Source organism: Deltaproteobacteria bacterium, assembly GCA_003696105.1.
Taxonomy (GTDB): domain Bacteria; phylum Myxococcota_A; class Polyangia; order Haliangiales; family J016; genus J016.
This window is the reverse complement of record RFGE01000190.1, coordinates 1-20,147: the sequence shown is the minus strand read 5'-3', so window position 1 is coordinate 20,147 and position 20,147 is coordinate 1. Positions and strand designations below refer to the sequence as shown.

Sequence of the window (20,147 nt, the reverse complement as noted above, 5' to 3'; positions counted from 1 at the left end):
CCCGAAGCCGTAACGCCGCGCCGTGTCGCCCCGCGCCGCGGCCGGCCGCCGTATCATCGCCGAAGATGGCCAACACGCCGTGGTGGAAGACGAGGCGCGCGGCTGTGACGGCGACCTTCGCTGCGGTCGCGGCGGCGTATGCGGTCACGTGCGCGGCGCTTGACCCGCGGGTGGAGGTCGATCCGCCCCGGGTCGACGCGGCGATGCGCGCGGCGGCGGACTATCTGGTCCGGCACGCCGGCGCCGACGGCCGGTTCGTCTATGAGGTCGACGGCGCCGGTGCGCCCGTGGGCGGTGGACGCTACAACGTCCTGCGCCACGCGGGCGCGATCTACAGCCTCGCGATGTACCACGAGTTGCGGCCGACGCCCGCGGTGCGCGACACCCTGGTGCGGGCCGCGCGCACCCTGCGCGCGCGCCACGTCGCGCCGGTCGCCGGCCTCCCCGGGCGATCGGCGGTGTTTTCGCTGCCCGGAGAGGAGGCCGGCGGCGCGCGCGAGGCGAAGCTCGGCGGCGCCGGGCTCGGTCTGGTCGCGCTGATCGCGGCGCGCGCGCTGGACCCGAGCGTCGTCGACGTCGACACGTTGCGGCAGATCGGCGCGTTCGTCGAGTTCATGCAGCGGCCCGACGGCTCGTTTCGGTCCAAGTACTCGGAGCGCGACGCGTTCGCGCGCGACTTCGACTCGCTGTACTACCCGGGCGAAGCGATCCTGGGCGTCGCGATGCTCTACGAGATCGACCGCGATCCGCGGTGGCTGTCGCTCGCGCTGCGCGCGGCGCGCGCGCTCATCGACCGCCAGCGCAAGATGGCGCGGCTGCCGAACGACCACTGGCTCATGATCGCCATCGCGCGACTGTTGCCCCACGTCGCGGATGCGGTCGACCCGCCCGTAACGCGCGACGAACTCGTCGCGCACGCCATCGCGCTCGGCGACGCGATGCGGCGCGAGCAGCGGTGGACGCGGCTCGTGCCGGGGGCCGCCGGCGCGTTCACGCCCGACGCGCGGGTGACGCCGACGACGACGCGGCTCGAGGGCCTGGCGGCGATCGCGCTGGCGGTCGGCTCCGATCATCCCGCGCGCGCCCGTTTCGCCGAAGCGATCGAAGACGGCATCGCGTTCGCGCTCGCGTGCCAGGTCGCCGCCGGTCCGCACCGCGGCGGCTTCCGGCGCGCGCTGCGCCGCTGGTTCGTCGGCGACGACTGGCAGCACGTGCGGGTCGACTACGTGCAGCACGCGCTGTCGGCGCTCGTCGGCTACGCGAAGATTCGTGGGATGTGACCCGCGCCGGCGGCGTCCGCGCGTACCGGCACGGGGCCGCCTGGCGTGGCCGACCCGGCCCCGTCGGCATCGCCGGTCGGCTACGCCAAGATTCGCGTGTGCCGCCCCGGCCCCGGGTTGCGCGCCGGCGCGGCCGTGGTCACGTTGTCGGCATGATCCGGACCTGTCCCGCCTGCGGTCGCCGCAACCGCATCCCCCCCGAACGTCTCGCCGACCGCGGCCGGTGCGGCGCCTGCAAGGCGGCGCTGCCGCCGCTCGCGGCGCCGATCGACGTCGGCCCCGAGGAGTTCGACGCGATCGTGCGCGCCGCGCGCGTGCCGGTGTTCGTCGACTTCTGGGCTCCGTGGTGCGGGCCGTGCCGCATGGCCGCGCCGCACGTCGACCAGCTCGCGCGCGACCGCGCCGGCCGCGCGATCGTCCTCAAGGTAAACACCGAGGCGCACCCGGAGATGGCCGCTCGCTATCAGATCCGCGGCATTCCGACGTTCGCGGTATTTCGCGGCGGCGACGTGGTCCATCGTCATTCCGGTCTCGTGGATGCCCGGCAGATGGCGCAGTGGGTCGACGCGGCCGCCGGCGCCGAAAGGATGTCGGCATGAGCGCATCGAGGTGGGTTCGAGAGGTCGGCGAGGCCGACTTCGACCAGGCGGTCGTCGCCGCGTCGCGCGACACGCCGGTGTTGGTCGACTTCTGGGCCGCCTGGTGCGGGCCGTGCCGCATGCTCGCCCCGGTGCTCGAGCGCGTCGCGGACGACTATGCCGGCGCGCTGATCGTCGCCAAGGTCGATACGGAGGCGCACCCGGGGTTGGCGTCTCGGTTCGGCATCCGCGGTATCCCGGCGTGCAAGCTGTTCGTCGACGGGCGCGTGGTCGACGAGTTCGTTGGGGCGCTGCCGGAGTCGGCCGTCCGCGCGTTTCTCGCGCGCCACGTGCGCAGCGAGTGGGAAGCCGAACTCGATGCCGCGCGCGCGGCTCGCCGCGCTGGCGACCTGGACGGCGCGGCCGCGCGGCTCGCCGCCCTCGCCGATCGCTACCCGGATCGGCCGGCCGTTCGACTCGAGGCCGCCCGCGTGGCGTTTCACCGCGGCGACGTCGAGGCCGTCGAACACCACGCGAGCGCGGTGTCCGCCGCGGCCGACGAGTACGACGCGGCGCAGGCGCTGCTCGCGGCGGTCGACCTCGTGCGCGCGTGCCGCGACGCGGGCGGCGCCGAGCCCGCGGGCGACGCCCCGGAGGCGCGCTACGCGCGCGCCGGCTGCCGCGCGGTGCGCGGCGACTTTCGCGGCGCGTTCGATGAGCTGCTCGCGCTGGTGGAGTCGGAGCGTCACTGGCGCGACGCCGCCGCGCGCCGGGCGCTCGTCGCGCTGTTTGCCGTGTGCGAGGACGACGACCTCGTGCGCGATGCGCGCCGCAGGCTGTCGATCTTGATCTGATCGGTAGTTTCGCCGGCTGATCGGCAGTTTCGCCGGCGCGGCTGTCCGCGCAGTCCGTTGAAATGACGCCCCAAACGAGAAAACGCGACAAAGCGCTTGGTCGCGGGCCGCGGCAGTGGTAGAAGGGAGCCGTCCTGAGAGAGGACGAGCGAAGGGTCTCGCCGGCTGAGCAAACTGCTCTGCCTCGTTGGTGCGCGCCGAGTCGATTCGTTACCGTTCAAGCGCGCATCCATCGAGAGAGTCCGCCCGTCGAGGCGGACCTGGAGCAGGAGAGTTCATGTCGAGTAAGGTATTTGTAGGCGGCCTCAGCTGGGACACCGACGATCGCGGCCTCGCGGACGCATTCGCGTCGTACGGTCAGGTTCTCGAGGCGAAGGTGATCTCGGATCGCGACACGGGCCGCTCGCGCGGGTTCGGGTTCGTCACCTACGACGCGCCGGCGGACGCCGATCGCGCGATCGAGGCGATGAACGGGGCGAGCCTCGACGGCCGCACCATCCGCTGCGATCACGCCACCGCGAAGCAGCGCGGCGGCGGCGGTCGCGGTCGCTGGTAGTCCGAGCGCGCACCCTTCGGTGCGCCGTGGAGACGGCGGAGCGCACGCTCCGCCGTTTTTTTTTTGTGCGAGGCGCGCGCGAACCCGGTGCGCTCACACGTCGATGCCGTAATCCTTTATCTTCTTATATAAGGTGGACCGGTCGATCTCGAGCAGCTGAGCGGCCTGCGCCTTGTTGCCGCCGGTCGATCGCAGGGCGGCGATGATTCCCTCGCGCTCGAGTTCGCGCAGGGATTTCGGTCGCACCGGCGGCGGGGCGGGCGCGATGGGGGCCACCGGCGGCGCGGCCGCCGCAGTCGGGGCGCCGGCGGCCGGCGGGACGGGCGGCACGCCCATGGCCGGGACGGGCGGCACGCCCGCGGCCGAAACGGGCGGCACGCCCACGGCGGGCGTCGGCGCGGGCGCTCCGGCCGCGGCCGCCGCGATGTGGGGCGGTAGGTCGGAAGCGTCGATCCACTCGCCGGTGCCGAGCACGATCGCGTACTCGACCGCGTTGCGCAGCTCGCGCACGTTGCCGGGCCACGGGTGGGCCTGCAGCGCGGCGAGCGCCGCGGGGGTGAAGCCGGCGATGCGCCGCGGCACCTGCGCGCTGAGCATCTGCAGAAAGTGCTCCGCGAGGAGCGGGATGTCGTCCCGCCGGGCGCGCAGCGGCGGCACCACCGTGTGGATGACGCTGAGCCGGTAAAACAGATCCTCGCGAAACGCGCCGCGCCGGACCATGTCGGTGAGGTCGCGGTTGGTCGCCGCGATGACGCGCACGTCGACGCGGATCGGTCGGGTGCCGCCGACGCGCTCGAACACCTGCTCCTCGAGCACGCGCAGGAACTTGGTCTGGCAATTGAGGTTCAGCTCGCCGACCTCGTCGAGAAACAGGGTCCCCTTGTCGGCCAGCTCGAATCGGCCGAGCTTGCGATCCGTCGCGCCGGTGAACGCGCCTTTTTCGTGGCCGAAGAGCTCGGACTCGAGCAGCGTCTCGGTCAGCGCGGCGCAGTTGACCGCGATGAACGCCTGGTCGCGCCGGCGGCTCGCCTGATGAATCGCGCGAGCGACCATCTCCTTGCCGCTGCCGGACTCGCCGCCGAGCAGGACCGTCGCGTCGCTCGGGCCGACCTTGCCGACGAACTCGAGAACCTGGCGGGCGGGCGGAGAGTCGCCGATGAAGTGCCACCCCCCGCCAAAGCGCTCGACGACGCGCTGGTTCTCGCTCGCGAGCGCGGCGCGCGCCTCGACGCCGGCGACCGCGGCCGACACGAGCTGCGCGATGCAGCCGCACGCCATCAGGTCGATCGCGTCCCACGCCGGCAGCGGCGAATCGGGCCGGCGGTCGACGAGCAGCAGGCCGAACGGCGCCTCGTCGTTGCGCGACATCAGCGGCGCGGCGACCGCGCGGCGGCCGCCGTCGTCGCGCGGCTCGAGCGCGATCGCCTTGCGCTCGGACATCACTTTGTCGAGCGCGTCCGGCGCCAGGTCGTAGCTCGTCCCGTCCGGATCGCGCGCGGCCACCGCCGAACCGATCGGCATCATGCGGCCGGCCGCATCGCGCACGAGCACGAACGCGCGGTCGCCCGCGAGCGCCTCGGCGGCGACGTCGCACGCCGCGTGCGCCACGCTCGTCCGGTCGCCCGCCGCGCGCAGCGCGTCGCCGAGCCGCGCGAGCGCCGCGAGGTGCCGCTGCGCGCGCCCGTCGGGTCCGAGCACCTGCTCGCGCGCGACCTGCAGCAGCTCGCCCGAGCCGATCTCCATCGTCACGCGGCTCGGCTTGATCGTGCGCTGCTTCGATTTCGGGCCGTCGCCCGGGATGAACGCGAGCCGTGTCTTGCCGATTGCGATCTCGTCGCCCTGTTCGAGCAGGTGCACGGTGATCGGCTTGCCGTTGACCAGCGTGCGATTCGTGCTCTTGTTGTCGACGAGGGCGAGGCGGCCGTCGATCAACTCGATCGTGCAGTGCGACCGCGACACCGACAGGTCCGACAGCTGGATCGCGTTGTCGTCGCCGCGGCCGATGCCGCCGCCGCGGGCGGGAATCGGGAACTCGACGCCCGCGTCGGGGCCCTCGATGACGACCAGCCGCGACAGAGCCATACCGCCAGCCTACTCCGAAAAACACCGTCCCAGCGCCGGGTTGCAGGTAAACCCGGCGGGGCAGGGGACCGCGTCGCCGCACAGGTGCCGCGGGACGCACGCGCCGGCGTCGCAGCGGTCGCTGGCCGGGCAGTCGGCGTCCGTCGCGCAGCTCCGCGGGGGCAGGGCGCACGTGCCGGTCGCTGCGTCGCACGCGTAGCCGCCGGGGCAGTCCGCGTCCGCGGCGCACACGCCGGGCAGGGGCGTGCATCGGCCGCCGGCGCACACCTCGGCGCCGAGCGCGCACTCGCTGTCGACGTCGCACGCGCCGTCGGGGCGCAGCACGCGGAAGCCGAACGCGCGCGCGAGCCCGTCGTCCGGCGCGCGGGCGACGACGTCGCCGTCGCGCACGACCTCGACCGCGTAGAACACGGCCGTCCCGGCGGGCTGCCCCGGGATCGCGCCGAACCACAGGTCGTCGCCTCGGGCCTGCATCGGCGCGCGGGCCATCCCGGCCGGGTCGCCGTCGCCGGTGCCCCACCGAAGGTCGACGCGCGCGCCGGCGGCGCCGACCACGACGGCGTCCACCCCGTACGGACCCGCCGTGTCGTGCGTCGCACCGAGCGGCGTGACCGCGATCACGACCGGATCGGCCGCGCAGGCCGCCGCAGCCAGACAGAGCGCCGCCGTGCGCACGAAGAGATTGTACCGCGCCGGCCGGCGGCGCAGAAATTCGCCGCCGTGAATCGAATCGCGCCGCCGCGCGTTGAACGGATCGTGGCGATGCGCGCACCCGGCGGAATCATCGCGGTCGTCGCGGCCATCGCGGTCGTGGCACCGGCCGTCGCGGCGGCCGGCGGCGGCGCGACGGCGGACGCGCGCGCGGGCGGTGCGGACGACCGCTACGGGCTCGACGACGTGCCCCGGTACGTGCCGCCGACGGGGCGCGTGATCTGCCCGAAGGTGCCGATGGTGCGCTATCGCGGCGCGGTCATCCGCTACCACAAGCCGGTGCGGGTGTACGTCGGCTTCCGCGAGCGGCTCGAGAAATTCGAGCGGATCGTGCGCGAGGTCGCGATCGAGGTCTACGGGCGGGCACCGCGCCGGATCGTCCACATCGGTACGTACAACTGTCGCCGCATTCGCCGCTATCCGACGTACCTGTCGGAGCACGCGCTCGGCAACGGCATCGACATCGCGGGCTTCGACTTCGGCCCGGCGCGCGGTCGCGGCGAGCGGGCCGCCGCGCCGCACCGCCGCCTGCGCCGTGCGTTCCGCGTGCGGGTCGCCGACCACTGGGGCCGCACCCGCGGCGTCGACGCGATCCACGCCGAGTTCCTGCGCCGGCTCACCGACCGACTCGTCGGCCGCGACGACGTCTTCCGCGTGCTGCTCGGCCCGGCGTGGCCCGGCCACAAGAACCACTTTCACTTCGACTGTGCGCCGTGGCGCATCGTCGAGATCTGAGCGAGCGCGGCGCGCGATCGTCCGGGCCGCCGGCCGCCGCGGTCGCGCACGCGGTGCGCGGCGGCCGGCGCGCGGCGCAACTCGTGCGTGGATGAACGCGGTGCCGGCGGTTGTGCGTTGGTCGCGATCGTGCACACATTGCGGCTGTATGCACCCACTTCGCACGGTCCTCCTCGCGGCGGCCGTCGGCGCCGCGGCCGGTTGCGGCCGGCCGCCGCGCGACCCGGCCCTCGCTCCTCGTCCGATGAGCGCGACGGAGCACCGCCAGGCGGCGCGCGCGCACGACCGCGCGGCGGAACAGCACGAGGCCGCCGCGCTGTCGCGCGAGCAGCAGGATCCGAACGCCGATACGCGCTGCTTCGACCAGCCGCTCGAGGGCGTCGCGGAGTCCGGCGGCGAGCGCTACGAGCTTCTGCGCCCGTGCTGGACCGCGCTGACCAGTCCGAGCGCTCGCGAGCGCCGCGAGGCGATGCGCCACCGAGAGATCGCCGCCGCCCACCGAGCCCGCGCGCGCGCCCTGCAGGAGGCCGAGCGCGACCACTGCGCCGGCCTCGGCGCGGACGAGCGCAGCCACTCTCCGTTCTACCATCGCTCGGACATCCTGCGGGTCGAGCCGTACCGCGAAGGCGGCGCGCTGCGCGGCGCGCGGGTGCTGTTTCGGCGCGTGCCGGGGCTCACGGTGGCATGGATGCGCAAGGCGCTCGCCTGCCACATGGCGCGCGCGGCCGCGCTCGGCTACCCGACCGACTTCATGCCGTACTGCCCGGCCGTGTTGCCGTCGGTCGCCGTCGAGGTCGTCGACACCGGCGACGCGATCGCCGTCGTCGTCCGCAGCGAGCGCGACGACATCGCCGCCGCGGTGCTCGGGCGCGCGCAGGATCTCGTCCGCGATCGGTGATGTCGGCCGGTCACTCGGCGAGCAGCAGCGGCGGCGTGCGCGACGCGAGTCCCAGGTAGCCGGCGGGCGCGGCGGCGAGCTTGGCGCGGGCGCGCGCGCGGATGCGCGCGGCGCGGTCGGGCTCGCCGAGGCGCTCGTGCACCTCCGCCGCGGCGAGCTGGATCAACCCCTGGACGAACGCCGCCTGGTCGGCGTCGCCCGCGGCGCGGCACGCGGTCCACACCGCCTCCCACGCCTCGTGCGCCTCCCACGGATAGCCGGCGTTCAGCAGGTCGATGCCCCACAGGTACATGTCGTTGTCGCGCCAACGATCCGCCGGCAGGTAGTCGGCGCGCGCGGCGACGCCGTAGCTGTGCCCGCGCGGATCGCGAGTCGGGTGGGGCGCGCGGCCCGGCAAGAACGCGTACGGCGGCAGCGGTCGGGACGTGTAGCGAGGCGGCGGGCGACCCGGGGGCGACATGGCGGCAGCGGCCGCGGTGCGGTCACCGGTAGACGACGTCGCCGAGGCCGGGCCGGTGGCGCTCGAGGATGAAGAAGCTGCGCGTCGGGACGCGCAGCCGGCCGACCGCGTAGTACGCCTTGCCGAGGTACAGGTCCGGGTTGTCGCGGTCGGGCTGGACGAGGTAGTCGCGCAGCCCGCGCGACGGGTCGAGCCGCGGGTTGTCGCCGCGGCCGTAGTCGAGCAGCAACGCGTGCAGGTAGGCGTTGTCGCGCGCCGTCGGGTCGACCCGGTCGACGCGATAGAAGCCGAACCGCTTGGGCTGATCGTCGCTCGGCTTGGCGATCCACGGCCCGTCGATCGCGTTTTGCACGACCGGACAGTTGTAGCCGTACAGGTCGCCGTTTTTGCGGAAGAAGCCCTTGATGAACTTCTTGATGCCGAGCAGCTTGAAGTAACTCGGCGTGTTGAGGCCGCGGAACTCCCACCCGGCGAGGGCGTCCGGGTCGGGCGTCGCGCCGTCGACGAACAGGCGCTCGAGGTCGGCCGGCGACATGCGCTCGAGTTCGAGGACGCGCGCGCTCGGGCGGTTGGTCGTGGCGCCGGCCGATGGGGCTTCGTGTCTCATTGCAGGTACCTCCCGCGATTCTCGATGATGTGCGCCGCGTTGCGGGTCGACAGGGTCTGAATCGTCTCGCAGGGATTGACTCCGACCGCGCTCGGAAACAGGCTCGCGTCGCACACGAACAGGCCCTCGGTGTCGTAGACGCGGCCGAATTCGTCGGTCACCGCCGCGGAGCGGCGAGCGCCCATGCGCGCCGTGCCCATCATGTGGACGGTCACGACCTCGGTGCGCTCGCGCGGGATCGGCGCCGACTCGATGCGCCGCGCGTCGTCGGACGAGCGGACCACTTCCATGCCGGAAAACGGCGTGTAGATCGTGTGGGCCCCCACCTCGAACAGCAGCTCGCACAGGCGCGCCGCGCCCATCTTGATGCGGTCGAAGTCGGCGGGCGCGAGGTCGTAAAACGCCACCGGCCGCCCCGCCACGACCTTGACGTGGCCGTAGCGGCTGTCTTCGCACAATAGCCCGGCGACGACGCAGCGCTTGTAGTCGCGCATGATGTCGCCGAGTTCGGCGCCGTAGCCGTGCATTCCCATCGCGAGGATGCTCGGCGGCACGTTGACGGCGGCCAGCGTCTGGATGCCGTACGGCGCGAATTCTCGGATCTGGTAGGCCTGGTGCACGCCCTCCCAGCCGCGCATTTCCTCGTCGAACAGCGCGACCACCTTCACGTTCGGGTGCATGCTCAGATTGCGGCCGAGCTGGCCGGACGGCGACCGGACGCCGCTGCGCGCGAGCAGCGCCGGCGTGTGGATGGAGCCGCACGCGGCGATCACCAGTTTGGCGCGCACGACGACGCGGAACCCGCGCGTGCCGTTCTCGCGCACGACGTGGCCGACGACGCCGGTCGCGCGCTTTCCGCGGTGGGCGATCCGGTCGACGCGGACGTTGGAGTAGACGCGCGCGCCAAAGTGGAGAGCCCGCGGGATGTACGTGACGAGCGTGGATTGCTTGGCGCCGGTCGGGCAGCCGAACGCGCAGTTGTTGCTCCCGGCACAATGAAGTTGATTGCGCAAGTTCGGCTCGATCCGCCAGCCGAGTTTGTCGGCGCCCTGTTTGAGCAGCTGGTTGTCGCGGCCGATCGTCTCCGGATCCTGGTAGGCGACGTGGATGCGGCGCTCGACGCGCTCGAAGTAGGGCTCGAGCGCGGCCGGGCTCACGCCGTCGAGGCCGAACTCGCGCCGCCAGTGGTCGAGCACCCGCGGCGGCGTGCGCCAGGACATGCCGCCGTTGACGACCGCCGAGCCGCCGACGGTGCGGCCCTCCTGAAACAGGATCGGCGGCCGTCCGATCGCCGCGCTCGCGCCGCCGTCGCGGTACATCTTGCGGATCATGTCGAGCGCGTTGGGCGTGAAGTCGCCCGTGCCGTAGTAGCTGCCTTCCTCGAGCACGATCACGTCGAAGCCGGCTTCGGCGAGTTCGGCGGCGGCCGTCGCGCCGCCGGCGCCCGAGCCGACGACGACGACGTCGCAGCCGAGGACCGTGTCGCCGTAGAAGTCCTCGCGGCCGAACACGCCGGGCGGGCGGCGCGCGTGCGTATAGCCGTGAATGCGCGGATCCGGCGCGGCGGCGGCGGTCATCGGGACGCCTCCTTGCGATCGGCGAGCTGGACGGACGCCTCGGTGCGCCGCGCGACCTCGGACGGCAGCGGGATCGGGTCCGGTTCGAAGATGGTGCGCTCGTGCGCGGCGATGTCGTCGCGATACTGCTCGAGCCGGCGGCGCTTGACCTTTTCGATCCATTGCTCCGGCGTGTAGTCGAGCGTCGCGCGCACCGCGGGCAGCTCGTAGTAGCTCATCGCCAGCAGCGCCTTGATGCCCTTGGCGAACTGTCGTTGCAGCGGCAACCCATGGGCCCACCAGTCGAACCACGCGTGCGCCGCGTCCGCCGGCAGCGCCGATGCGCGGCGCCCGTAGCGCGCGACCGCGGCGAGGTCGTAGGTCGTCATGCCGGCGCGCAGCATGGCGCGCACGACCGGCGGCATCGACCGCATGCTCAGCTCGCTCTCGTCGATGACCTGGTCGACGACGCCGAGCGATTCGGCTTCGGGCGGGCACACGACCGCGATCAGCGAGCGCAGCAGGCGGCGGGTGGCGGGGCCATGGCGGTAGTCGGCGAGGTCGCTCATCGGCTGTCTCCTCGGATGCGCGCGAGCAGGCGCGCGTCGTGGCGTTCGAGATAGGCGCGTTCGATCGCGACGGCGCCGGTCGCGTCGCCGCGGGCGAGCGCGTCGATCAGTGATGTGGCCGTGTCGAGATAGTCGTCCGGCGGCGGCGCGGCGCCGGTGATGGTGCGGGCGAGGTCCAGGTAGACCCCGGCGAGGCGGTTGATCAACCACACGCCGGGCAAGAACCCGGCCGCATCGACGATTGCGCGGATGAGCGCAAAGTCGTCGCGCGCGAACGCCGCGGCGTCATCCCTCGCTCGCCACGCGCGTTCGGCGGCATCGCGCGCCGCTGCCAGTCGCGCCGCGTCGACGCGCGGCGCGACGAGCGCGACCACCTCGACGACGAGCGCGCGGCGCAGGGCCAGCAGGTCGTCGATCATCTGCACCAGCTCGCGCGGCGGCACCGAGCCGCCGCCGTAGCGCAAAAATGCCGGCAGCACCTCGATCGACCAGTCGCTGCGGTCGCGCACGACCACGCCGGACCCGCGCCGCGCCTCGACGAGGTTCCACTCGGCGAGCCGGCCGAGCGCCTCGCGCAACGTCGGTCGACTCGCGCCGAGCTGGCGCGCCAGGTCGCGCTCGGCCGGCAAGCGCGATCGCGGCGGGTAGTCGCCGCGTACGATGCCGGCCAGGATCGCCTCGAACACGGCGTCGGCGGCGGACTCGGCGGGGGCGGCGGACTCGGCGGCAACCGGAGGCATTGGTCTTACCAACTGGTCTGACCGATTACTATCGCGCTCCGTCCTCGCTGTCAAGCCCCATCGAACGTGGCGGGTGACGTTGACGGCGGCTCGGGCGCGCAATACGTTGACCCGACATGACGAAGACTGCGAAATCCGGTGGCGAATCCTCCGTGGAAATCCCGGAGGTCATTCCGGTCCTCCCGCTGCGGAACTCGGTTCTGTTCCCCGGGTCCATCATTCCGATCGACGTGGGCCGCCGCAAATCGGTCCGGCTCATCGAGGACGCGATCTCGCGGGAGCGCCCGGTCATCGGCATCCTCACGCAGAAGGACGCGCGCACGGAAGACCCCGGGGAGGACGACCTGTACGGCGTCGGCTGCGCCGCCCGCATCCTGAAGGTCATCAAGCTCGCCAAGGACAACTTCAGCGTGATCCTGCAGGGGGTCGCGCGCGTCCAGGTCGAGCGCCTCGAGAGCACCGAGCCGTTCATCACGGCGCGGGTGAAGCCGGTTCCCGACCCGCAGACCTCCGACGTCGAACTCGACGCGCTGGTGATGAACCTCAAGGACATCGCCAAGCGGGTCGTCAAGCTGATGCCCGAGCTGCCCAAGGAGGCGGGCGCGCTGGTCGACAGCGTCACGGAGCCCGGCCACCTCGCGGACCTCATCACGTCGAACCTCGAACTCGAGGTCGCCGAGAAGCAGCAGATCCTCGAGACGTTCGACCTCAAGGACCGCATGCGCGCCGTGCTGCAGTTCCTGTCGCGGCAGCTCGAGGTGCTGAAGGTCCGCGAGCGCATCAACACCCAGGTCCAGGAGGAGATGGGCCGCAATCAGCGCGAGTACGTGCTGCGGCAACAGCTCAAGGCGATCAAGGAGGAACTCGGCGAACTCGACGACGCCGGCGGCGACATCGACGACTTCCGCGAGAAGATCGCCGCCGCCAAGATGCCCGAGGAAGCCGAGAAGATGGCGCTCAAGCAGCTCGACCGGCTCAAGGGCATGCAGCCGTCGTCGGCCGAGTACACGGTCACGCGCACGTACCTCGAGTGGCTGGTCGAGTTGCCGTGGTCCAAGAGCACCGAGGATCGCATCGACCTGGCGACGGTCCGCCAGGTGCTCGACGAGGACCACTACGATCTCGACAAGGTCAAAAAGCGCATCGTCGAGTACATGGCGGTGCGCAAGCTCAAGGCGGACAAGAAGGGCCCCATCCTGTGCCTGTCCGGTCCGCCCGGCGTCGGCAAGACCTCGCTCGGCCGGTCGATCGCGCGCGCGATCGGGCGCGAATTCGTGCGCGTGTCGCTCGGCGGCGTCCGCGACGAGGCCGAGATTCGCGGTCACCGGCGCACGTACGTCGGCTCGTTGCCGGGCCGGATCATCCAGGGCATCAAGAAGGCCGGCACGAACAACCCGGTGTTCGTGCTCGACGAAATCGACAAGCTCGGGCACGACTTCCGCGGCGACCCGGCGTCGGCGCTGCTCGAGGTGCTCGACCCCGAACAGAACAGCACGTTCAGCGACCACTACCTCGAGGTCACGTTCGATCTGTCGAAGGTGATGTTCATCGCGACGGCGAACCAGCTCGACCCGATCCCCTGGGCGCTGCGCGACCGGCTCGAGATCATCGAGTTGCCCGGCTACACGCCGGTGGAGAAGCTGCACATCGCGCGGTCGTTCCTCGTGCCCAAGCAGCTCGAGGAGCACGGGCTGTCGCCGGACCAGGTCGAGTTCACCGACGAAGCGATCGACCGGATCATCGACAACTACACGCGCGAGGCCGGCGTGCGCAACCTGTCGCGCGAGATCGCGAACGTGTGCCGCGGCGTCGCCGTCAAGGTGGCCGACGGGACCGTCACCGGCAAACAGGTGATCGATGCGGCGGCCGTCGAGGAGTACCTCGGCCCGATCAAGTTCGTGAGCGAGGTCGCGGACCGAACGTCCACGCCGGGCGTCGCCACCGGACTGGCCTGGACGGCCGTCGGCGGCGACATCCTGTTCATCGAGGCCACGCGGATGCCGGGCACCGGCAAGCTCACGTTGACCGGACAGCTCGGCGAGGTGATGAAGGAGTCCGCGACCGCGGCGCTGTCGTTCATCCGCAGCCGCGCCAAGGAGCTCGGCCTCGGGGACGGCAATTTCCTCGAGAAGACCGACCTGCACGTCCACGTGCCCGCGGGCAGCGTGCCGAAGGACGGTCCGTCGGCGGGCGTGACCATGTACACCGCGCTGGTGTCTCTGCTCACGGGCAAGACGGTGCGCCCGGACACCGCGATGACGGGCGAGATCACGCTGCGCGGCAACGTGCTTCAGGTCGGCGGCATCAAGGAGAAGCTGCTCGCCGCACACCGGGCGGGGATCAAGCGCGTGCTCATCCCGGAGCGCAACGTCAAGGACCTGGTCGACGTCCCGGAACAGGCGCGGGAGGAGCTGGAGATCATCCCGATCAAGCACATGGACGAGGTGCTGCCGCTGGCGCTCACGGAACTGCCCGACGCGCTCAAGGGGCTGGCGGACAAGGCGCCGTCGCCGGTCGTGATCGACGCATCGGGCAAGGCCCGCGGCCCCGGCGGGTCGGAGCCGACCACGCAACCTCCGGCGTAGCGGCGCCGCGCGCTATTGACGGTGCGGGGGGGCGTGATTACGTTCTGTGGCGTCCGTTACAAACCGTAATCACATCCTCGCGATTTTCGCGACCTACCCCCGAGACCACGCAAGAGAGAGAGGGAATTCCGCCATGGGCAAGATCATCGGCATCGACCTCGGTACCACCAACAGTGCCGTCGCGGTGATGGAGGGCAAAGAGCCCAAGATCATTACCAACGAGGAGGGCGGCCGCCTCACGCCGTCCGTCGTCGCGTTCGACGACAAGGGCGACGTGCTCGTCGGCCAGATTGCGCGCCGGCAGGCGATCACCAACCCCGAGAACACGATCTTCTCGGTCAAACGGCTCATCGGGCGCCGCTTCGACGAGCCCGAGACGCAAGACGAGATCAAGCGGCTGCCCTACAAGGTGGTTCGCGCGCCCAACGGAGACTGCGCGATCGAGGTGCGAGGCAAAAAGTACTCGCCGCAGGAGATCTCGGCGCGGGTGCTGATGAAGCTCAAGCGGGCGGCCGAGGAATACCTCGGCGAGGAGGTGAAGGAGGCGGTGATCACCGTCCCGGCGTACTTCAACGACTCGCAGCGACAGGCGACGAAGGACGCGGGGCGCATCGCCGGACTGGACGTCAAGCGCATCGTCAACGAGCCAACGGCTGCCGCTCTGGCGTACGGGCTCGACAAGTCCAAGGATCACCTCGTCGCGGTGTACGACCTCGGTGGCGGTACCTTCGACATTTCGATTCTCGAGGTGGGCGACAAGGTCGTGGAGGTCGTGTCGACCAACGGCGACACCCACCTGGGCGGCGACGACTTCGACCAGGTGGTGATGAAGTGGCTGATCGACGAGTTCCGCAAGGACACCGGCATCGACGTGTCCAACGACAAGATGGTGCTCCAGCGGCTCAAGGAGGCCGCGGAGAAGGCCAAGATCGAGCTGTCCACCGCGCAGGAGACGGAGATCAACCTGCCGTTCCTCACCGCGGACGCCTCCGGGCCCAAGCACCTGGTCATGAAGCTGTCGCGGTCGAAGCTCGAGCAGATGGTCGCGCACCTCGTCGAGCGGACGATCGAGCCGTGCAAGAAGGCGCTCGCTGACGCGGGCAAGAAGCCGTCGGACATCGGCGAGGTCGTGCTCGTCGGCGGGATGACGCGCATGCCGCTGGTGCAGCGCAAGGTCGCCGAGTTCTTCGGCCGCGAGCCGCACAAGGGCGTCAACCCGGACGAGGTCGTCGCGCTCGGCGCGGCGGTGCAGGGCGGCGTGCTCGCCGGCGACGTCAAGGACATCCTGCTGCTCGACGTCACCCCGCTGTCTTTGTCGATCGAGACGCTCGGCGGCGTGAGCACGGTGCTGATCCCGCGCAATACGACCATTCCGACCCGCAAGTCCGAGATCTTCTCGACCGCGGCCGACAACCAGACGTCCGTCGAGGTGCACGTGCTGCAGGGCGAGCGGCCGCTGGCGAAGGACAACCGCATGCTCGGCAAGTTCCATCTCGACGGCATTCCGCCGGCGCCGCGCGGCGTGCCTCAGATCGAGGTCACGTTCGACATCGACGCCAACGGCATCCTCAACGTGAGCGCCAAGGACAAGGCGACCGGCAAGGAGCAGCACATCACGATCACGGCGTCGTCCGGCCTGTCCGAGGCCGAGATCGAGCGGATGGTCAAGGAGGCCGAGCAGCACGAGGCCGAGGACAAGGCGCGGCGCGAGGCGATCGAGGCGCGCAACCAACTCGACTCGCTGCTGTACAACACGCGCAAGCTGGTCGACGAAAACTCCGACAAGATCCCGGCCGAGGACAAGCTCCGCGTCGAGGAGGAGTTCAAGAACGCGGAGGCGGTGCTCGAGCGCAACAAGGAGCCGACGGACCCGACCGAGCTGAAGGCGGCGCTCGAGTCGCTGCAGCAGGCGGCACACAAGGTGGCCGAGGCGATGTACCGGAGCAGTCAGGCCGGTGACGGCGGCAACGGCCACGCGCCCCAGGATCAGCCGCCTGCGGATTCGGCGTCGAGTTCCGGCGACGGCGACGTCATCGACGCGGAGTTCGAGGAGACCAACTGACGCCGAACCAGGCCGCGGCGCCAGGCGCGCCGTCCCACCGAGGGTGTGGCACACCGCCGCACCCTCGGTGCGGTTTCGGCCTCGGCGCGCGCGTGCGGTACAATCGACGACGTGCGCGCGTGGTGCCTCGTGTGCGCGGCGGCCATGGGCTGTGCGCAGTACGGCCTCGTCGACGACGGGACGTCGGTGTCGTTCGGCCGCGGCAACGCCGGTATGCTCACGCGCGGGGTCCGGCTGCCGCCGCGCGGCGACGGCTACTGGGTGCCGCCGCGCTGGGTCGACCGCGGCGCGCTGTACGGCACCGACGAGGCGGTCGCGCTCGTCGTGCGGGTGGCCAGGCGGCTCCGTCGCGAGCAGCCGAACGGGCCGCCGCTCGGAGTCGCCGACCTGTCGCCGCGCGGCGGCGGGCCGAGCCGGTTCCACCGGTCCCACCAGAGCGGCCGCGACATCGACCTGTTGTTCTATCTGGTCGATGCGACCGGTCGCCCCGTCCGCAACGGCGAGATGCGTCCCGTCGACGCCGACGGCCACACGCGCGACGGCCTGCGGTTCGACACCGCGCGCAACTGGGCGCTCGTTCGCGCGCTGATCGACGACCCCGCCGCCGACGTGCAATACATCTTCGTCGCCGAGCCGTTGAGGCTGCTGCTGTTGGACCACGCTCGCGCGGCCGGCGAACCGCCCGACCGCGTGGCGCGCGCCGCCGCGCTGCTGCGCCAACCGAGCGACGCCGCGCCCCACGACGATCACTTTCACGTGCGGATCTATTGCGCGCCGTCGGATCGGCCGCTGGGCTGTTCGGACCGCGGTCCGCTGCGGTGGAAGAAGAAGCTGTACAAGTATGAACTCGTCGCCGCCGAGCCCGCGCCCGCCGGCGCGCACGGCCGCGCGGTCCGGCGCCCGGCGGCCGGCGCCCCGGTCGGATTTGCGTTCGGCCGGCTCACTCGAGCATGGAGCCTAGCTTTTCCTCCGCCGCTTCCCGGTCCCCCTCGTACTTCAGCAGCACGTTGAGCGTGTCGCGTACGACGTCCTCGCCGAGTTGCTCGGTCGCGAGGACGGTCAAGGCCCGCGCCCAGTCGATCGTCTCCGAGATGCTCGGCGCCTTCTTCAGATCGAGCGCGCGCAGCTTGTGAACGAAGTCGGCGACCTGGCCGGCGAGCTGAGCGCCGATCTCGGGAACGCGCGCCTGCAGGATCTCCGCTTCGCGCGCGGCCGACGGATAGTCCATCCACAGGTGCAGGCAGCGCCGCCGCAGCGCGTCCGACAGCTCGCGCGTGTTGTTCGACGTGAGCACGACGAACGGGCGGTGGCGCGCGCGTAGCGTGCCGAGTTCGGGCACGGTCACCTGGAACTCGGCCAACACCTCCAAGAAGAATGCCTCGAGTTCGTCCTCGGCACGGTCGACCTCGTCGATGAGCAGCACGGTCTGGCGATCGGCTCGGATCGCCTGCAGCAGCGGGCGCTCCTGGAGAAAGCGGTCGGAAAAGAATGCGTCTTGCTCGCTGGCGATCCGCTCCACCGCGTCGGCAAGGGAAGTCGCCCCGCCGATGACGGCGTCGATGTGGTCGCGAAGAAGTTGCGTATACAGTAGCTGCTTCGCGTACTTCCACTCGTACAAGGTCTTGGCTTCGTCCAGCCCCTCGTAGCACTGGAGGCGAATCAGGTCGGTCCCCAGCGCCGATGCGACGGCTTTGGCCAACTCGGTCTTGCCGACACCCGCCGGACCTTCCGCCAGGATCGGCTTGCCGAGCCGCCCGGCGAGGAACACGGTCGTCGCCAGCGCCCGGTCAGCGATGTAGCCGGTCTGGCGAAGTGCGTGGGTGACCGCGTCGATGCTGTCGAACATGCCGCTACCGTACACAACGCGCCGGCGACGCGCACGCGGCGACCGAGGGGGAGGGCGATCACGGCGGCGCGCCGGCGTCGCGCGGCGGCACGCCGGCGTCGCGGTCGACCGGCCCGGCCCCGGCCGACGCGGTCGAACTGCGGCGCACCCGCACGCTGCGCAACGCGGCATCGAATGCGCGTAAATGCTGGCCGCGGGTGCGGCTGTCGGGCGCCGCCAGGGTCAGCGCGTAGCCGACGTCGCCGACGACGAGCACCGCTTGCCGGAGGAACGTCTTGCCGTTGTCGAAGTCGAACCAGTACGCGCCCGTCTGGGCGTGCAGCTGCGGCGGCCGCACCGCGAAGCCCAGCGCTTCGAGCGCGGTTTTCGCGCGCGCCGCGTAGCGCGCGGCATCGGTGCGGCGCGCGAGCCGTTCGGCGGACAGCAACATGCGGCCGGGCGGATCGCGCCGGGTGAGCCACAGCAGTACGCTCGGGTACCCGCGCCGTTGGCTCGGCGTCCAGTTGCGCGGTGCCGTGACTTCGATCGTCTGACCGTAGCGGTCCGCCGAGAACCGGTCGCCGTCGATGTCGGCGGTCGCCGTCCCCCCGGCGACCGCCGCGCCGACCAGCACCGCGACCGGCCACCGCGTGAGCCTCATCGCTTCGCCCGTCGATCCCCACGAGGTGCACGGTTCGTGTCGACCGCGCGCGCTCGCGTTCGGTCGCCACGTTGCGCCTCGGTCGCACGCGCCGTCGCTGGGAGCATGCGGCGCTGCTCGGATTTGCGCGATATCGCCCGGTCGAGCACGGCGCACGCCACTGTATCAGCAGATGGCCTCCCCAGGGCGCGCTTCCGGCGCGCCGCCGTGGGGCCCCATCGGGACGACCGCGCGCGCCCGCGGTGGCAGCGACGTCGGCCCGGGCGCGCCGGAAGCAATCGGCGCGGCGGCCGGCGGCCCGACCGCGGCATCGCCGTCCTCGCCGACCCACATCGCCGCGCCGGGGACATCCACCAGCCGATCGCCGGCGCCGGTCCTCCGCGCGCGGGCGCGCGCCGGTCGCGTCCCATCGCCGGTGTCTCCGGCTTCACTCGAGCACGCGCGCCGGCGCATGACGCCGTTGGCCGCGTCGCGGTCGATCGCGTGTCGCGTCGGTGAGCGAGTCGTTGGCCGGCAGCGTCGGGTACGGGTACGCGGGCGTCGTGAACAGGATCTGGTTGGCGAGCATCGCGTCCTCCGTCAGACCGTCACCGGCGGTTTCTTGTAGCCGGTGGCGCCGGCGCACACCGGTTTGCCTCGACGCACGGCGCCGTCGCCTTCGACGACTCGGTCGGCGAGGTGCTCGGTCAAGAACGCGCCGATGTGCGACGCGAACTCGGCCGGGCGCTCCTCCTGCCAGAAGTGGCCGCAAAACGGCACCAGGCGCACTCCGACGGCCCCGGGGATGTCGTCGGCCAGCGTCTGCCCCCACGACGGCGACAGGTATCGGTCTTCGGCGGCCCAGATCACGAACGTGGGCTTTTCGAACCGGCGCAACCCGTCGACGGCGAGCTGCGTATAGCGGGAGTCGCCGGCGAGGAGGAACTGGCGGAATCGCTCGCGTCCGGCGTGCGTGCGCAGCGGCCGCAGGTACTCGCGGATCGCGTCGTCGGAGAGCTTGCGGGGTTCGTATACGCCGCGCCGGAACGCCGACAGTCGCGTGCGCGTCTCGACCCACTCCCCGAGATGACCTCGCGCGATCAACTCGGACACGAACCGGCTGCGCATCCGGCTCTGCAGCCTGCGGATCACCGGCACCGGCCAGTTGTCGTAACACACGCAGTCGGTGAGCACGAGCGCAGTGATCCGCTGCGGCACGTTGGCGGCGATGTGCTGCGCCGCCGCGCCGCCCTGGTCGTGACACACGATCGCGAACTCGTCGTAGCCGAGCGTGGCCATCACCTCGATCAGCATCTCGGCCTGGCTCGCCATGTCGAACCGCGTGGTCTTCGGATCGACCTCGGTGTCGCCCAGACCCATCAGATCGGGCGCGATGCAGTGGAAGTCGT

The 20,147-nt window shown here is 71.5% G+C and carries 19 protein-coding genes; 9 read left to right on the top strand and 10 right to left on the bottom strand.

Going from position 1 to position 20,147, the window contains the following annotated elements; all coding sequences use genetic code 11:
- Positions 1-65 precede the first annotated feature (65 nt).
- The 4 genes from D6689_12465 to D6689_12450 all read left to right on the top strand — a co-directional run bounded on the left by D6689_12465 (position 66) and on the right by D6689_12450 (position 3,268).
- Positions 66-1,280 (top strand): hypothetical protein, encoded by a 1,215-nt coding sequence (locus tag D6689_12465; GenBank protein RMH40868.1) that lies wholly within the window; start codon positions 66-68, stop codon positions 1,278-1,280.
- A 152-nt stretch (positions 1,281-1,432) separates the two neighbouring features.
- Entirely contained in the window at positions 1,433-1,879 is a 447-nt protein-coding gene (trxC, locus tag D6689_12460) for a thioredoxin TrxC (GenBank protein RMH40867.1), read from the top strand.
- Entirely contained in the window at positions 1,876-2,712 is an 837-nt protein-coding gene (trxA, locus tag D6689_12455; GenBank protein ID RMH40866.1) for a thioredoxin, read from the top strand. Before trxC ends, trxA begins: the two co-directional genes overlap by 4 nt.
- 277 nt (positions 2,713-2,989) lie before the next feature.
- Complete coding sequence (locus tag D6689_12450) at positions 2,990-3,268, top strand: RNA-binding protein (GenBank protein RMH40865.1); 279 nt, start codon at positions 2,990-2,992, stop codon at positions 3,266-3,268.
- A gap of 93 nt (positions 3,269-3,361) precedes the next feature.
- Here the strand turns inward: D6689_12450 and D6689_12445 are convergent, their stop codons facing one another.
- Together D6689_12445 and D6689_12440 are read right to left on the bottom strand one after the other, a co-directional pair.
- Positions 3,362-5,350: an FHA domain-containing protein gene (locus tag D6689_12445; protein RMH40864.1), complete on the bottom strand. Its 1,989-nt coding sequence runs from the start codon at positions 5,348-5,350 to the stop codon at positions 3,362-3,364.
- A 9-nt stretch (positions 5,351-5,359) separates the two neighbouring features.
- The gene (locus D6689_12440; GenBank protein ID RMH40863.1) at positions 5,360-6,025 is read right to left on the bottom strand and encodes a hypothetical protein; all 666 of its coding nucleotides are present in this window, start codon (positions 6,023-6,025) and stop codon (positions 5,360-5,362) included.
- Between the two features lie 45 nt (positions 6,026-6,070).
- Between D6689_12440 and D6689_12435 the strand changes: the two genes are divergently transcribed.
- Positions 6,071-6,796 carry a hypothetical protein gene (locus D6689_12435; GenBank protein ID RMH40862.1) on the top strand — a complete coding sequence of 242 codons (726 nt, stop codon included), beginning with the start codon at positions 6,071-6,073 and terminating at the stop codon, positions 6,794-6,796.
- 148 nt (positions 6,797-6,944) lie between these two features.
- Entirely contained in the window at positions 6,945-7,694 is a 750-nt protein-coding gene (locus D6689_12430) for a hypothetical protein (GenBank protein RMH40861.1), read from the top strand.
- A 10-nt stretch (positions 7,695-7,704) separates the two neighbouring features.
- On the opposite strand, the gene D6689_12425 is transcribed toward D6689_12430, so the two are convergent.
- The 4 genes from D6689_12425 to D6689_12410 all read right to left on the bottom strand — a co-directional run bounded on the left by D6689_12425 (position 7,705) and on the right by D6689_12410 (position 11,626).
- Complete coding sequence (locus D6689_12425) at positions 7,705-8,154, bottom strand: DUF309 domain-containing protein (protein ID RMH40860.1); 450 nt, start codon at positions 8,152-8,154, stop codon at positions 7,705-7,707.
- A gap of 22 nt (positions 8,155-8,176) precedes the next feature.
- Positions 8,177-8,761 (bottom strand): hypothetical protein, encoded by a 585-nt coding sequence (locus tag D6689_12420; protein ID RMH40859.1) that lies wholly within the window; start codon positions 8,759-8,761, stop codon positions 8,177-8,179.
- Complete coding sequence (locus D6689_12415; GenBank protein ID RMH40858.1) at positions 8,758-10,500, bottom strand: FAD-dependent oxidoreductase; 1,743 nt, start codon at positions 10,498-10,500, stop codon at positions 8,758-8,760. Before D6689_12415 ends, D6689_12420 begins: the two co-directional genes overlap by 4 nt.
- A 382-nt stretch (positions 10,501-10,882) precedes the next feature.
- Positions 10,883-11,626, bottom strand: a complete 744-nt coding sequence (locus D6689_12410; GenBank protein RMH40857.1) for a FadR family transcriptional regulator — start codon at positions 11,624-11,626, stop codon at positions 10,883-10,885.
- A 116-nt stretch (positions 11,627-11,742) separates the two neighbouring features.
- Between D6689_12410 and lon the strand changes: the two genes are divergently transcribed.
- From lon to D6689_12395, 3 genes are all read left to right on the top strand, one after another.
- Positions 11,743-14,211, top strand: coding sequence for an endopeptidase La (gene lon, locus D6689_12405; GenBank protein ID RMH40856.1), 2,469 nt, complete (start codon positions 11,743-11,745; stop codon positions 14,209-14,211).
- A gap of 133 nt (positions 14,212-14,344) precedes the next feature.
- The gene (dnaK, locus tag D6689_12400) at positions 14,345-16,273 is read left to right on the top strand and encodes a molecular chaperone DnaK (protein RMH40855.1); all 1,929 of its coding nucleotides are present in this window, start codon (positions 14,345-14,347) and stop codon (positions 16,271-16,273) included.
- Between the two features lie 111 nt (positions 16,274-16,384).
- Positions 16,385-17,284, top strand: a complete 900-nt coding sequence (locus D6689_12395; GenBank protein RMH40854.1) for a hypothetical protein — start codon at positions 16,385-16,387, stop codon at positions 17,282-17,284.
- Here D6689_12395 and D6689_12390 read toward each other — a convergent pair.
- From D6689_12390 to D6689_12375, 4 genes are all read right to left on the bottom strand, one after another.
- The gene (locus tag D6689_12390; GenBank protein ID RMH40853.1) at positions 17,214-18,119 is read right to left on the bottom strand and encodes a MoxR family ATPase; all 906 of its coding nucleotides are present in this window, start codon (positions 18,117-18,119) and stop codon (positions 17,214-17,216) included. The genes D6689_12395 and D6689_12390 overlap by 71 nt on opposite strands.
- A 58-nt stretch (positions 18,120-18,177) precedes the next feature.
- The gene (locus D6689_12385) at positions 18,178-18,759 is read right to left on the bottom strand and encodes a hypothetical protein (GenBank protein ID RMH40852.1); all 582 of its coding nucleotides are present in this window, start codon (positions 18,757-18,759) and stop codon (positions 18,178-18,180) included.
- A 165-nt stretch (positions 18,760-18,924) separates the two neighbouring features.
- Entirely contained in the window at positions 18,925-19,113 is a 189-nt protein-coding gene (locus D6689_12380) for a hypothetical protein (protein ID RMH40851.1), read from the bottom strand.
- Positions 19,114-19,338: 225 nt separating this feature from the next.
- On the bottom strand, positions 19,339-20,147 hold an 809-nt coding region (locus D6689_12375; GenBank protein RMH40850.1), incomplete at its 5' end, for an alpha/beta hydrolase.